Source organism: uncultured Thermus sp., assembly GCF_938010445.1.
Lineage (GTDB): Bacteria > Deinococcota > Deinococci > Deinococcales > Thermaceae > Thermus > Thermus altitudinis.
Genome location: NZ_CALLUR010000022.1, coordinates 1 through 13,951, shown reverse-complemented (window position 1 = coordinate 13,951; position 13,951 = coordinate 1). Strand labels below are relative to the sequence as shown.

Here is a 13,951-nt window from a genome sequence, read left to right as displayed (position 1 = left end):
AGGCGAAGTGGAAGGCGTAAGGCTCCACCCAGCCGGAGGCGTACCACCACTCCATCTGGGCGGGCTTGGGGTCCCAGTCCTGGGGGTCGGGAAGCCGCTTTGGGTCCACCCCCACCAGAACAGGAGCGCAGGCCGCCAACGCCAAGGCCAAGGGCCACAACCGCCACACGGCTTTAATTTACCCTTAAGGGCCCCAGGCCCAATGTGGGCCATTTCCCATGTTAGGGAAAAGGGGGGTGTGGGGGGTTATCCTCCCCCGGTTTTCAAACCGGGGATACATGGACCCCCCACGTGCCCCGCAGGGGCACATGGCATGGTGAACGGCAGATGTGTGGTCCGATCTTCTTGGGGACAGCGTTCCCCGTGGACCTCCAAACTTGGAGTAGGGGGTTCCATGGGGTAGTCCGATGGGTAAAACTCCAAACGAACACCCGTGGCAGAGCCAGAAGCATTGCGCTCGCCTGCCGATACGGAGTCAAGGTTTTTCTGGGCTCGGACGGAGCCTTCGGGAGTGGGCGCTGTGCAAACAGTCTCATGATTCCCGAGGTCACGGGCGAAGCCCGTATCTTGCAGCCCTGTTCTTCAGAACAGGGAGTCGTCACATTTGGGACATGGCCCTTGGGCCCGCGCGGGCAAGAAGGCAGTGACGGCATGACCGACACCCACGCCCATCTAGACTTCCTGGAAGAGGCCGAGCTGGAGGAGGCCAAGGCCCACTTCCCGGAGCTTAGGGCCATCCTCACCCTAGGGGTGGACCCAAGCCGCTGGGAGAGGACCCTAGCCCTGGCCCAAGGCAACGTGTACGCCGCGGTGGGCCTCCACCCCACCTCGGCCCATCTGCTTTCCCCCGAGGTGGCGGAAGCCCTTAGGCACTACGCCCGCCACCCCCGGGTGCGGGCTATAGGGGAAAGCGGCCTGGACTACCACTGGACCCCCGAGACCAAACCCGCCCAGCTTAAGGCCCTGGACTTCCAGGCCAGCCTGGCCCAGGAGCTTGGGCTTCCTTTGGTCCTCCACGTGAGAAGCAAGGACGGGAAGGCGGAAGAAGACCTGGCCGCTTGGCTTCTGGCCCACCGGCCCCCGCAGGTGGTCCTCCACGCCTTCGGGGGGCATCCGGTCCTCGAGGCTGCCGGCCTCCAGGTGGGCGCTTACTTCAGCTTTGCCGGCCCCCTGACCTACAGGAAAAACCAGGCCCTGCGGGAAGCGGCCCAAAGGCTTCCCTTAGACCGCCTCCTGGTGGAAACCGACACCCCCTTCCTCCCCCCAGAGCCCCACCGGGGCAAGCGCAACCTTCCCCACCGCGTGCGCCACACCTTGGAAAAGCTGGCCGAGGTACGGGGGCTCCCCTTTGGGGAGATGGAGGCCATTACCGACGCCAACGCCGAAAGGTGCTTCCGCTTTGCTGGCCGGGTGGGAAGCCCCTAGCCAACGTCCCCACCTTTTCCGGGGGCATGGGGCAGAATGCTAAACATGAAACGGCTTCTTCTCTTTTTCCTTCTCCTCCTACCGGCCCTGGCCGCTCCCAGGCTGGTGGTGCAACTGGAGGATGGCCTCAAGCCGCTACTGGACCTCATCGCCTCGGCCCAGGAGGAGATCTTGGTGAAGATGTACCTCTGGACCCCAAGCCGCCTGGACGTGGCGGAGGCCTTGGGGCAGGCCGTGGCCCGGGGGGTCAGGGTCAGGGTCCTCTTGGAGCGGGAACCCTCTGGGGGACGCGTGGACCTCACGGTATTCCAAGCCCTAAAGGACCAGGGGGTGGAGGTCAGGCTCACCACCCCCTTCCGCTTCGTTTTCGTTCACGAAAAAAGCCTGGTGGTGGACCGGAAGCGGGCCTGGGTGGGCACCATGAACCTCACGGGAAGCGCCTTCACCGCCAACCGGGAGTACGCCCTCATCCTGGATGACCCCAAGCAGGTGGCCGAGGTGGTGAGGGTTTTTGAAGCCGATTGGGAGGGCAAACGGCTGGACCTTTCCCAGGCCCTTCTCGTCTGGGCGCCAAGCCGCACCTTGGGCGGGGTAAAGGAGGGCAACGCCCGGGAAACCCTCCTTGGCCTCATCCAAGGGGCCAAGAGGGAAATCCTCTTGGAGCATCAGGCCATGGCCGATCCCCAGGTGGTGGCCGCCCTCAAGGAGGCCTTAAGCCGAGGGGTCCGGGTGCGCCTGGTGGGAAGCCCAAGGGAACCTGGGGACACCTACTTTTTGGCGGGTGCGGAGGAGCTAAGGCAGGCTGGAGCGGAGGTGCGGTTTCTCCCCGATCCTTATGTGCACGCCAAGGCCCTGGTGGTGGACGGGGAGGTAGCCCTAGTGGGTAGCTTGAACCTGAGCGCCAACTCCCTAAACGCCAACCGCGAGCTTGCCGTGCGCTTCACCCGCCAGGAGGCACCCGAGGCCTTCTCAAGGCTGCTTTCCACCATGGAAAAGGATTTTCAGGCGGGCCTTCCGGAAAACCCCTTTGCCCTGCCCCCTCTGGAAGGCGTCATCCCTTGGCAGGAAGCCCCCAAGTACTTTGGCCGCATCGCCACCGTGGAAGGGGTGATCCAACAGGTGGAGGACCGGGGCACCGTGGCCTTCCTCCGGTTTGGCCCGGGGGAAAGCGACCTGAGGCTGGTGGTCTTCCCCAGGAGCTATGGCCTTTTCCAACAACCCTTCCCGCAAAGCTACCTGGGAAAGAAGGTGCGGGCCAGGGGTCGCATCGTCCTTTACGCTGGGTACTACGAGATCGTGCTGGAGGATCCCTCGGCCCTCGAGGTGCTGGATGGAAGCCCTTAGGGTCCTGGGCTACGAGGTAAGCCCCATAGAGGGGGGGTTCTATGGGGAAAAGCGCCGTGGGGGCGTGGTCTACCAGGTCTTCTACTCGGAGAAAGGAGATGTGCGCCTAAGGCGCCTGCGTTTCCTCAAGGAAGAGGCCCGGCCTCTAACCTTGGCCGGGGTGGAAGGGGAGTGGGCGGCCCGGTACCAGGTGGAGGAAAACTTTTTCGCCGTGACGCCCCCTCAGGACCTTCCCCACCTGGTCCTGGCCTTTGAGCGCCTTGACCTAGGGGGAGAAACCCCCTAAACTCTAGGGCAATATGCGTCTGCCCCAGGGTAATGACGCCTAGACGGGGGGCAAGGCCATCCGGCCCCCCCGGTCCCCCATGGCCGGGGGGGCCAAACCTTAGGAGGAGGGAGCATGCGGGTTCTGGTACGGGACTTAAAAGACCATGTGGGCGAGGAAGTGGAGCTATTGGGCTTTCTCCACTGGCGGCGGGATTTAGGAAAGGTCCAGTTTCTTCTCCTTAGGGACCGAAGCGGCATCGTCCAGATAGTAACCGGGGGGCAAAGGCTTCCCTTGCCCGAGTCCAGCCTAAGGGTAAGGGGCCAGGTGGTGGCCAACCCCAAGGCCCCGGGGGGCCTCGAGGTGCACGCCCAGGAGCTGGAGGTCCTATCCCCGGCCTTGGAGCCCACCCCCGTGGAGATCCCCAAGGAGGAGTGGCGGGCCAGCCCCGACACCCTTTTGGAATACCGCTACGTCACCCTCAGAGGGGAGAAGGCCCGGGCCCCCCTTAAGGTCCAAGCGGCCTTGGTGCGGGGCTTTAGGCGGTACCTGGACCGGCAGGACTTCACGGAGATCTTCACCCCCAAGGTGGTGCGGGCCGGGGCCGAGGGAGGCTCGGGGCTTTTCGGGGTGGACTACTTTGAGTACCGGGCCTACCTGGCCCAGTCCCCCCAGCTCTACAAGCAGATCCTGGTGGGGGTATTTGAGAGGGTCTACGAGGTGGCCCCGGTCTGGCGCATGGAGGAGCACAACACCAGCCGCCACCTGAACGAGTACCTTTCCCTGGACGTGGAGATGGGGTTCATCGGGGGGGAGGAAGACCTCATGGGGCTTGAGGAAGGCCTCCTCCAGGAAATGCTGGAAGAGGCCCTTTCCAGCGCTGGGAACGAGATCCGGCTCCTGGGAGCCGAGTGGCCCTCCTTCCCCAAGGATGTACCCCGCCTCACCCACGCGGAGGCCCGGAGGATCCTCAAGGAAGAGCTGGGCTACCCCGTGGGCCAGGACCTCTCCGAGGAGGCGGAGCGGCTTCTGGGCCAGTACGCCAAGGAGCGCTGGGGCTCGGACTGGCTTTTCATCACCCGCTACCCCCGCGCCCTTCGCCCCTTCTACACCTACCCTGAACCCGACGGCACCACCCGCAGCTTTGACCTCCTCTTCCGGGGCCTGGAGATCACCTCCGGGGGGCAGAGGATCCACCGCTACCAGGACCTGGTGGAAAGCCTAAAGGCCAAGGGCATGGACCTGGAGGGCTTCCAAGGCTACCTGGAGGTCTTCAAGTACGGCATGCCCCCCCACGGGGGTTTCGCCATCGGGGCGGAGAGGCTTACGCAAAAGCTTCTGGGCCTCCCCAACGTGCGCTACGCCCGCGCCTTCCCCCGGGACCGGCACCGGCTTACCCCCTGATCCCACCCCGCCCTGGCGAAAACCAGGGCGGGGACCCCTGCTAGAAGCGATCCCAGAGGATGGCCCGCTTGACCTCCTCTATGAGCTGGGTCACGGGGATCTCCCGGGGGCAGGCCTCGGTGCAGTTGTAGGCGGTGCGGCAGCGCCACACCCCGCTTCCCGAGCCCAGCGCCTTGAAGCGCTCCCTCTTCCCCCGGTCGCGGGAGTCAAAGATGAAGCGGTGGGCCTGGACGATGGCCGCAGGGCCCAGATAGGTGCCGTTCACCCAGAAGACGGGGCAGCTGGTGGTGCAGCTGGCGCAGAGGATGCACTTGGTGCCGTGGTCAAACCGCTCCCGCTCCTCGGGGCTTTGCAGCCGCTCCCGGGCCGGGGGAGGTTCGTCGTTGATGAGGTAGGGCTTCACCGCCCGGTAGGCGGCGAAGAAGGGCTCCATGTCCACGACCAGGTCCTTCTCCACCGGAAGGCCCCGGATGGGCTCCACGGTGATGAGGCTTCCCAGGTCCTTCACCAGGGTCTTGCAGGCCAGGCGGTTCCTGCCGTTGATGAGCATGGCGTCGGAGCCGCAGATCCCGTGGCCACAGCTCCTGCGGAAGGCCAGGGTACCGTCCTGGTCTGCCTTTACCTTATGGAGAAGGTCCAGAACCCTATCCCAGGGCTCGGCCTCCACCTGGTAGGTTTGCCAGGTGGGCTTCTCGTGCTTGGCGGGGTCAAAGCGGAGGATCTTAAGGGTCACCTGCATGGCGCCTCCTAGTAGGTACGGGCCTTGGGCTCAAAACGGCCTAGGACCACGGGCTTGTAGCGGAAGGCCACCTTGCCGTCGGCCACCTTGTAGGCCAGGGTGTGCTTGAGCCAGTTTTGGTCGTCCCGCTCGGGGTAGTCCTCCCGGGCATGGGCCCCGCGGGACTCGGTGCGGTTTAGGGCGGAGTGCACCAGGGCCTCGGCCACCTCCAGGAGATACCCCAGTTCCAAAGCCTCCACCAGCTCGGTGTTGTAGACCTCCCCCTTGTCCTCTATGGAGATGTGGCGGTAGCGCTCCATGAGCTCCTTGAGGATCTCCACCTGCTTGGCCAAGAGCTCCCCGGTGCGGAAGACCGAGGCGTTATCCATCATGGTCTGCTGGAGCTCGGCCCGGAGGACGGCCACCTTCTCCTTGCCCGTGGAGGCCTTAATCCGCTCAATGCGCTCGCGGCTTTCCCCCAGGTGCTCCTCGGTGAGCTCGTGGTAATCGGCGTCCTTGGCGAAGCGGGCCGCATGGATCCCCGCGCGCCGGCCAAAGACCACCAGATCCCCCAAGGAGTTGGTCCCTAGGCGGTTGGCCCCGTGCAGGCTCACGCAAGCCGCCTCCCCGGCGGCGTAAAGCCCGGGCACCACCGTGTTCTTCTCATCCTGGATCACCTGGCCCCACAAGGTGGTGGGAATCCCCCCCATGGCGTAGTGGGCGGTGGGCATCACCGGCACCGGCTCCTTCAAGGGGTCCACCCCCAGGTAGATGCGGCTGAACTCGGTGATGTCGGGAAGCTTCTTCTCAATGACCTCCGGAGGCAGGTGGGTGAGGTCCAAAAGCACGTGGTCCTTCTTGGGACCCACCCCCCGGCCTTCCCGCACCTCCAGGTACATGGCCCGGGAGACCATATCCCTGGGGGCCAGGTCCTTGATGGTGGGGGCATAGCGCTCCATGAAACGCTCCCCCAGGGCGTTCCTCAGGATGCCCCCTTCCCCCCTAGCCCCCTCGGTGAGGAGGATGCCCAAGGGGTAAAGCCCCGTGGGGTGGAACTGGTAGAACTCCATGTCCTCGAGGGGAAGCCCCTTGCGGTAGAGGATGGCCTGCAGGTCCCCGGTGAGGGTATAGGCGTTGGAGGTCACCTTGTAGATGCGGCCAAACCCCCCAGAGGCGATGACGATGGCCTTGGCCTGGAAGAGGTGCAGCTCCCCCGTGGCCAGCTCGTAGGCCACCAGCCCCTTGGCCACCCCATCCTCGAGGATGACGTCCGTGACGTGGAACTCGTTGTAGAAGGTGATGTTATGCTTCACGCACTGCTGGTAGAGGGTCTGGAGGATCATGTGCCCGGTGCGGTCGGCGGCGTGGGCCGCCCGGTGCACCGGGGCCTTGCCCCAGTCCTTGGTATGGCCGCCGAAGCGGCGCTGGGCGATCCTGCCGTTGGGCAAACGGTCAAAGGGAAGGCCCATGTGCTCCAGCTCCAAGACCGCCTCAATGACCTCCTTGGCGAAGACCTCGGCGGCGTCTTGGTCCGTGAGGTAGTCCCCCCCTTTGATGGTGTCAAACATGTGCCATTCCCAGTGGTCCTCCTCCACGTTGCCCAAGGCCGCACCTATCCCCCCCTGGGCCGCCCCCGTGTGGCTCCGGGTGGGGTAAAGCTTGCTGACCACCGCCACGTCGGCACCTTCCCGGGCCGCATAAAGGGCCGTAGCCAGGCCCGCCCCGCCTGCACCCACCACGATGACCTCGTGTCTGTGCGCCATACTAGTTCACCCCGAAATCATGGTTGAAAAGGGAAAGGCTTCCCAAGACGAAAAGAAAGGCGATGAGGCCATAGAGCACCACCTTGGTCCAAAACCGCCTGGAAGGGTTGCGAATCCAGTCGTCCAGGACATAGCGGAGCCCATTGGCCCCGTGCAAGAGGCCCAGTCCCAGGATCAAAAGATCGTAGATCTTCCAGGTGGTCTGGGAAAGTCTCTTGGCCACGTAGTCGTAGTCAATGCTGTTGAGGTCGGTGAGGATGGCGTTCATCCACATGTGGCCGATGAGCAGGAAGACCAAGACCACCCCGGAGATGCGCATGAAGACCCACCAGTAGAGTTCCAGATTGGTGCTGGCCTCGAGCCTCGCCTCCTCATAACGCTTGGACTTAATCGCCATGGCCACCTCCCAAAATCCCGCCCCCGATCTTCACCAAGAAGGGGAGGTAGAAAAGGACGAAAAGAACCCAGACCCCGTACCAAAGCTGGCGTTGGTAGCGCACCCCCCAGGAGGTGAAGTCCATGAGGATGATCCTGAGCCCATTGAACCCGTGGTAAAGCACCCCGGCGATGAGGAGAAGTAGCCCCAGCTGGAAAACCGGCTGGTGGTAGAACTTCATGAGGGCGTTGGACACCTCCGGACCCCACATGGCGCTGGAAATGTTGGCCACGTGAAGCATCAGGAAGACCAGGATGCCCAGACCTGAGAGCCGGTGCAGGTAAAAGGCCCACTGCCCTTCTCTTCCCCTGTACATGGCACCTCCTTACCGGCCGCCATCATACCACTTTCCTTAAGGAGAGTGTGGGGCAGGGCTTATCTTACCCTGCCGTATACCCCCACCCCCTATCTTCTCCGCTAGGGCAAAGGTCTTTCACCCTTTCCCCCACCAGACGGGCCGGGGGCCAACCCCCCTAGGGGGGACGAAGGGGTTTTCCCGCCCGGGAACGAGGTATTGACAGGGGGGGGAGGGGGGGGCATAATGGGGGGCGTGCCGCGGGGGGATACCCCGGGGGGCACGGGAAGGAGGTGGTCAGGATGGAACTCTTTGGATTCGGACCGCATCTGATGGTGGACGGCTACGACGCCAATCCCGAAAAGCTCCGGGACGCTGAGCTGGTGCGCCGTGTCCTGGACGAGCTCCCCGAGGAGATGGAGATGACCAAGGTGCTTCCCCCCTTCGTCTACAGCTACGGGCCCCAAGGGGAGGACGGGGTGACCGGGGTGGTGATCATCGCCGAAAGCCACATCGCCATCCACACCTTCCCCAAGAAGCGCTTCCTCTCCATTGACATCTTCTCCTGCAAGGCCTTTGACATGGCCCAGGTGCTCCGAAAGCTCACCGCGGTCTTTGAGATCGGCCGCTACGAAACCTACATGATCAACCGGGGCAAGGAGTTCCCCAAGGACCCCGAGCTGGCCCGGAAGATCGTTCTGGGGGAACGGGAGTACCTGGAAGCCCGGGTGGGCTAAGCCCCTCCCTTCCCTCCTCCGGGCCCTCCCGGGGGTTTCATATTGGGCTCATCCTTCCCGCCTAGCCTTGGTAAGGGAGGCTTGTATGGTGCGCAAACTCCTGACGCTGGGTTTGCTGGCGCTAAGTGTGGCCTTGGCGCAAGGCTTCCGCGGCCTATCCTTGGGTACTTCCTACCCGGAAATCGGGGTGCAACCCGGGGAGAGCGTAAACCTCACGCTCACCCTTAAGAACCATGGCCTTCCCCCCGGGGTGGTCCGGGTGCAGGTGGCCGAGGCCCCGCAGGGCTGGCAGGCCAGCCTCATCGGTGGGGGCCGCCTGGTGCGGGCGGTTTACCTGGCCCCCGATGGCGAGGCCACCCTCACCCTTCGCCTCCAGCCCCCCAAAGAGGTGAAGCCCGGCACCTACCGCTTCCTGGTGCGGGCCGAGGGGCTGGGCCAGGTGGCCACCCTCCCCATCGGCCTTGTGGTGGGCGAGGGCCTGCCGCAGCGGCTTAGCCTCGAGGCGGAGCTCCCCATCCTTAAAGGCCCCCCCACCAGCTCCTTCCGCTACCGGGTGACCCTGAAAAACGAATCCGACCGCGACCTCCTGGTCTCCTTGGAGTACGAGGCCCCCAAGGGTTGGCAGGTGACCTTCACCCCCGCCTTCTCCGGCCAGCAGGTGACCAGCCTCCCCATCAAGGCGGGGGAGAGCAAGGACCTGGACGTGGAGGTGTCCCTGCCCAAGGACACCAAGGCCGACACCTATGGCCTCACCCTGAGGGCCGTGGCCGGGGAGGCCAAGGCGGAGCTGGGGCTGACCCTGGAGGTCACGGGCCGGCCCCAGGTGCGCTTCTCCACCAAGGAGGGGCGGCTTTCCGGCCAGGTGGTGGCGGGGCGGGACAATGCGGTGAAGCTCCTCTTGAAAAACGAGGGAAGCGCCCCCGCCAAGGACCTTTCCTTCAGCGCCTTTGAGCCTTCGGGCTGGGAGGTGAAGTTTGAGCCCGACAAGCTGGACGCCCTAGAGCCCGGCCAGGAGCAGGAGGTGACCGCCCGCATCAAGCCCTCCCCCAAGGCGGTGACCGGGGACTACATGGTGACCCTAAGGCTTTCCGGGGCCGACGGCCTTTCCGAAAGCCTGGACTACCGGGCCACGGTGGTGCGCTCCAGCCTCTGGGGCCTGGTGGGGGTGGGCATCATGGCCGTGGCCCTTTTGGTCCTGGCCTTTGCCGTGAACCGTTTCGGCCGGAGGTAGCATGGTGGTCATAGAAACCCATGGCCTCAGCAAGCGCTACGGCCGGGTGGTGGCCGTGGAGGACCTGAACCTGGAGGTGAAGGAGGGGGAGGTCTTTGGCCTCCTGGGCCCCAACGGCTCGGGGAAGACCACCACCATCCTCATGCTCCTCGGCCTCACCGAGCCCACCAAGGGCGAGGCCCGGGTCCTGGGCCTGGACCCCATGCGGGAGCCCTTAAAGGTGAAAAGCCGGGTGGGCTATCTGCCCGACCAGGTGGGGTTTTACGGGGAGCTCACCGCCTGGGAGAACCTGCGCTACACCACCCGGCTCCTTGGCCTGCCTGAAGGGGAAGCCCAGGCCCGCATTGAGGAGGTCCTAAAGCGCATGGGGCTATGGGAGGTGCGGGACCGGCGGGTTTCGGCGTTTAGCCGAGGGATGCGGCAGCGGCTCGGCCTCGCCGAGGTCCTCCTCAAACGCCCCAAGGTGGCCATCCTGGACGAGCCTACCCTGGGCCTGGACCCCGAGGCCGCCCGGGAGTTCCTAGAGCTCATCAAGGGCCTAAAGGCCGAGGGGATCACCATCCTCCTCTCCAGCCACCTCCTGCACCAGGTGCAGGAGGTCTGCGACCGGGTGGGGCTTTTCCACAAGGGCCGCCTGGCCCTCCTTGGGACCGTGGAGGAACTGGCGCAAAGGGTTTTGGGGGGTGGGTACGAAATCCTGGTGGAGGCCAGCCCGGGCCTCGAGGAATCCTTCCGAACCTTAGCCGGCGTGGCCCGGGTGGAAGCGGAAGGAGGGCGGTACCGCATCCTGGCGAGCCGTGACCTGCGTCCCGAACTGGCCCGCATCGCCGTGGAGCACGGTCAGCTTCTGGGCTTGGCCCTTCGCCGTCCCAGCCTGGACGAGGTCTACGCCCACTACTTCAAGGAGGTGGCCCATGCGGCGTGAAGGCTCCCCCTGGACGGGGCTTTGGGCGGTCTTCTTCAAGGAGATGGCCGACCACCTCACGGGGATCCGCATGCGCATTCTGGAAGGGCTGATCCTGCTATCGGCCTTGGCAGCGGTGTACACCGGTACCCAAACCCTGCGCCGGACCGTGGGGGAAGACCCTTACCTGTACCTCAAGCTCCTCACCACCGCCCAAGACCCCTTGCCCTCCTTCGTGGGTTTCCTCTCCTTCTTCGTTCCCTTGGCCGCCATCGCCCTGGCCTTTGATGCGGTGAACGGGGAGTACGCCAGGGGGACGCTTTCCCGCATCCTCTCCCAGCCCATCTACCGGGATGCCCTTCTTTTCGGCAAGTTCTTGGCTGGGCTTGGCACCTTAGCCGTGCTCCTTCTCGCCCTTTTCCTCCTGGTGGTGGGCCTGGGCCTCTTCACCCTGGGGGTGCCTCCTGGAGGCGAGGAGATGGGGCGGGCCTTTTTCTTCCTCCTGGCCACCTTGGCCTATGCGGGCTTCTGGTTAGCCCTAGGCCTTCTCTTCTCCGTGCTGTTCCGCCAGCCGGCCACCGCCGCCTTAGCGGCCATTGGGGTGTGGCTCTTCTTCGCCGTCTTCTTCCCCATCCTCACGGACCTGGCAGCGGGTGCCCTTCTTCTCCAAGCCGACCCCTTTGACCCGGAAAGCCAGCTGAAGCAGGCCAACCTGGCCCTTTGGATCTCCCGGCTTTCCCCCAACACCCTGTATGCGGAAACCCTAACCGCCGTGCTCAACCCCGCGGTGCGTTCCCTGGGCCCCATCCTCATCACCCAGCTGGAGGGCGCGGTGCTAGGTACCCCCCTTCCCCTCTCCCAAAGCCTCCTCCTCGTCTGGCCCCAGCTCACCGGCCTCGTGTCCCTGGTCATCCTCCTTTTCACCCTGGCCTACGTGAGCTTCCAGCGCCAGGAGGTCCGGGCCTAACCAGCCCCAGAAACCCTAGTCCTCCAGCCACTCGGTGGCGTAGGCGTTGGTCTTGGGGATGACGCAGAGGAACTCCACCGGCTCATCCCCCTCGTTCACATAGGCATGGGGCGTCTCCGGAGGGATGTACACCGCCTGCCCGGCCCCCACCTCCCTCACCTCGTCCCCCAAAAGCACCTTCATGCGCCCAGAGAGCACGTACTGCTCGTGCTCAATGCTGGGGTGCTTGTGCTTGGGAATCCTTCCTCCCGGCAGAATGGTGAACTTGCGGGTGATGAAGTGGGGTGCCCCATCCTCAGGGCCGATGAGCACCTGGATAAAGGCCTTCTCTCCCCGTTCCACGGGACGGGCCTCCACGCTGGCCCCCTGTTTAACCACAGGCTTCATGCCGCCCATTGTAGCAAAAGGGCCTCCACTTCCTCATCGGTGACCTCGCCAAAGTCCATGTAGTAAGCCCCCACGGCGGCGAAGTCCGGTGGGGTAGAGAGCGCCACCACCTCGGCCTGATCCTTCAACCTCTCCACCGCATCGGGGCTGGCCACGGGCACCGCCACCACCACCCGCCGGGGCTTCTCCGAGAGGACCACGGCTAAGGCCGCCTCCATGGTGGAACCCGTGGCGATGCCATCGTCCACTAGCACCACATCCCGGCCCGTAAGGGGCACTTTGGGGCGCACCTTGCGGTAGCGCTCGGAGCGCTTGCGAATAACGTCCTTCTGCCGGGCTGCTTCCCGCTCCAGGTAGCTCTGGTCGGCGTACTGCAAGGCGTAGGGTTTTAGGACCATGCCTCCCCTCTCCCCTACGGCCCCCAAGGCGAACTCCGGGTTCCCCGGAGCCCCCACTTTGCGCACCAAGACCACATCCAGCTCCCCACCCAAGCCCCGGGCCACCTCATCGGCCACCACCACCCCGCCTCGAGGGATGCCCAGCACCACAGGGCGTTCCAGACCCAAGGGCCTTAGGGCCTCCGAAAGAAGCGCACCGGCATGCCTGCGGTCGCGGAAGCGCATAGGAAAACCTCCTTACCCATGCTACACCTCACCACCGTCTTGAACGCGGTATAAGGTTCTTGGTAAGCTCGGGGTGAAGGAGGCAAGGGTATGGACCAAACCCGCTCCAAACCTTGGCTTGCCCACTATGACCCCGGTGTACCCCCCGAGGTGGAGGTACCGCCCATACCCCTTTGGCGCTTCCTGGAAGAAAGCGCCCATCGCTACCCACAAAACACCGCCTTAGAGTTTTTGGGGAAAACCCTTACCTACGCCGAGCTATGGGATAAGTCCCGACGTTTTGCCGCAGGGCTAACGGCCTTAGGGGTTAAGCCCGGGGACCGGGTGGCCATCATGCTGCCCAACTCCCCCCAGTTCGTCATCGCCTTCTTTGGCACCCTTTTGGCTGGGGGCGTGGGCGTCAACGTAAACCCCCTCTACACCCCCAGGGAGCTAAGGCACCAGCTAAAGGACTCGGGTGCGGAAACCCTCATCATCCTGGACCATCTCCTGCCCCGCTTCCTGGAGGTGGAGGGGGAAACCCCGGTGAAGCGCACTGTGGTCACGGGTATCAAGGACTTCCTCCCCTTCCCCAAAAACCTCCTCTACCCCCTAAAGGCCAAGAAGGACAAGCTTCCCCTAGGCTACCCCAAGCGCCAAGGCTTCCACGCCTTCCTGGACCTCCTCAAATACGCCCCCGCCCCTCCTCATACCCCGGATCCGGAGGATCTGGCCCTTTTACAGTACACAGGGGGGACCACCGGGATCTCCAAGGGGGCCATGCTCACCCATAAGAACCTGGTGGCCAACGTGCTCCAGATTGACGCCTGGGACCCCACCTCTAAGGACCTTCGTGGCCAAGGGGTAATGCTGGGGGCCCTGCCCTTCTTCCACGTCTACGGCATGACCGTGGCCATGAACTACGGCATCTACTCCGGATACAAGATCGTCCTCCTCCCAAGGCCGGAGATCCACGCCATCGTGGAGGCCATAGAGAAGCATGGGGTTACCCATTTCCCTGGGGTACCTACCCTGTACGTGGCCTTCAACAACTTCCCGGGGATTGAGAGGAGAAACGTGAAGAGCATCCGCATCTGCCTCTCCGGGGCTGCCCCCTTACCCGTGGAGGTGGCCAAGCGCTTTGAGGAGATCACCGGGGCCCGGCTCATAGAGGGGTATGGCCTATCCGAAGCCAGCCCCGTGACCCACTCCAATCCCGTCCTGGGGGAGATCAAAAAGGGCTCCATCGGCATGCCCTTCCCCAGCGTGGACGCCAAGGTGGTGGACGAGGAGGGCAAGGAGGTCCCCCTGGGCGAGGTGGGGGAGCTCATGGTCAAAGGCCCCAACGTCATGAAAGGCTACTGGAACCGCCCCGAGGAAACCCAAAAGGCCCTCAAGGACGGCTGGCTTTTCACCGGCGACCTGGCCAAAATGGACCAGGACGGCTACTTCTACATCGTGGACCGCAAAAAG

The 13,951-nt window shown here is 64.3% G+C and carries 15 protein-coding genes and 1 pseudogene; 9 read left to right on the top strand and 7 right to left on the bottom strand.

From position 1 onward, the window contains the following. A pseudogene (locus Q0693_RS01170) lies at positions 1–169 on the bottom strand (carotenoid 1,2-hydratase); the annotation flags it as partial. Positions 170–651: 482 nt separating this feature from the next. Between Q0693_RS01170 and Q0693_RS01165 the strand changes: the two are divergent. The 4 genes from Q0693_RS01165 to aspS all read left to right on the top strand — a co-directional run bounded on the left by Q0693_RS01165 (position 652) and on the right by aspS (position 4,438). Continuing rightward, on the top strand, positions 652–1,425 hold the full coding sequence (locus Q0693_RS01165; RefSeq protein ID WP_298628534.1) for a TatD family hydrolase: 774 nt from the start codon (positions 652–654) through the stop codon (positions 1,423–1,425). A 45-nt stretch (positions 1,426–1,470) separates the two neighbouring features. Next, complete coding sequence (locus tag Q0693_RS01160; RefSeq protein ID WP_298628532.1) at positions 1,471–2,769, top strand: phospholipase D-like domain-containing protein; 1,299 nt, start codon at positions 1,471–1,473, stop codon at positions 2,767–2,769. After that, entirely contained in the window at positions 2,756–3,055 is a 300-nt protein-coding gene (locus tag Q0693_RS01155) for a hypothetical protein (protein ID WP_243032309.1), read from the top strand. The genes Q0693_RS01160 and Q0693_RS01155 overlap by 14 nt, the downstream gene beginning before the upstream one ends. Before the next feature lie 114 nt (positions 3,056–3,169). Beyond that, positions 3,170–4,438 carry an aspartate--tRNA(Asn) ligase gene (aspS, locus tag Q0693_RS01150; protein WP_298628529.1) on the top strand — a complete coding sequence of 423 codons (1,269 nt, stop codon included), beginning with the start codon at positions 3,170–3,172 and terminating at the stop codon, positions 4,436–4,438. Positions 4,439–4,478: 40 nt separating this feature from the next. Here aspS and Q0693_RS01145 read toward each other — a convergent pair whose 3' ends face one another. From Q0693_RS01145 to sdhC, 4 genes are read right to left on the bottom strand one after another with little or no spacing between them, the layout of a single operon-like run. Continuing rightward, on the bottom strand, positions 4,479–5,177 hold the full coding sequence (locus Q0693_RS01145; protein ID WP_243032296.1) for a succinate dehydrogenase iron-sulfur subunit: 699 nt from the start codon (positions 5,175–5,177) through the stop codon (positions 4,479–4,481). Positions 5,178–5,185: 8 nt separating this feature from the next. Further along, positions 5,186–6,919, bottom strand: coding sequence for a succinate dehydrogenase flavoprotein subunit (gene sdhA, locus Q0693_RS01140; RefSeq protein ID WP_298628526.1), 1,734 nt, complete (start codon positions 6,917–6,919; stop codon positions 5,186–5,188). Position 6,920: 1 nt separating this feature from the next. After that, the gene (locus Q0693_RS01135; RefSeq protein WP_243032286.1) at positions 6,921–7,316 is read right to left on the bottom strand and encodes a succinate dehydrogenase hydrophobic membrane anchor subunit; all 396 of its coding nucleotides are present in this window, start codon (positions 7,314–7,316) and stop codon (positions 6,921–6,923) included. Beyond that, positions 7,306–7,671: a succinate dehydrogenase, cytochrome b556 subunit gene (gene sdhC / locus Q0693_RS01130; protein WP_243032284.1), complete on the bottom strand. Its 366-nt coding sequence runs from the start codon at positions 7,669–7,671 to the stop codon at positions 7,306–7,308. The genes Q0693_RS01135 and sdhC overlap by 11 nt, the downstream gene beginning before the upstream one ends. Before the next feature lie 281 nt (positions 7,672–7,952). Here sdhC and speD point away from each other — a divergent pair, with 281 nt between their 5' ends. The 4 genes from speD to Q0693_RS01110 all read left to right on the top strand — a co-directional run bounded on the left by speD (position 7,953) and on the right by Q0693_RS01110 (position 11,489). Then, positions 7,953–8,387 (top strand): adenosylmethionine decarboxylase, encoded by a 435-nt coding sequence (gene speD / locus Q0693_RS01125; protein WP_038057714.1) that lies wholly within the window; start codon positions 7,953–7,955, stop codon positions 8,385–8,387. An 85-nt stretch (positions 8,388–8,472) separates the two neighbouring features. After that, entirely contained in the window at positions 8,473–9,618 is a 1,146-nt protein-coding gene (locus tag Q0693_RS01120; protein ID WP_243032281.1) for an NEW3 domain-containing protein, read from the top strand. A 1-nt stretch (position 9,619) separates the two neighbouring features. Then, positions 9,620–10,543, top strand: a complete 924-nt coding sequence (locus Q0693_RS01115) for an ABC transporter ATP-binding protein (protein WP_243032280.1) — start codon at positions 9,620–9,622, stop codon at positions 10,541–10,543. Further along, positions 10,533–11,489 (top strand): ABC transporter permease subunit, encoded by a 957-nt coding sequence (locus Q0693_RS01110; RefSeq protein WP_298628520.1) that lies wholly within the window; start codon positions 10,533–10,535, stop codon positions 11,487–11,489. The genes Q0693_RS01115 and Q0693_RS01110 overlap by 11 nt, the downstream gene beginning before the upstream one ends. Positions 11,490–11,504: 15 nt before the next feature. Here the strand turns inward: Q0693_RS01110 and Q0693_RS01105 are convergent, their stop codons facing one another. After that, positions 11,505–11,885, bottom strand: coding sequence for a cupin domain-containing protein (locus Q0693_RS01105; protein ID WP_298628518.1), 381 nt, complete (start codon positions 11,883–11,885; stop codon positions 11,505–11,507). Further along, entirely contained in the window at positions 11,873–12,499 is a 627-nt protein-coding gene (locus Q0693_RS01100) for a phosphoribosyltransferase family protein (protein ID WP_298628516.1), read from the bottom strand. Before Q0693_RS01100 ends, Q0693_RS01105 begins: the two co-directional genes overlap by 13 nt. Positions 12,500–12,589: 90 nt before the next feature. On the opposite strand from Q0693_RS01100, the gene Q0693_RS01095 reads away from it, so the two are divergent. Next, positions 12,590–13,951 (top strand): long-chain fatty acid--CoA ligase (locus Q0693_RS01095; protein WP_298628514.1); only part of this gene is annotated, 1,362 nt, incomplete at its 3' end.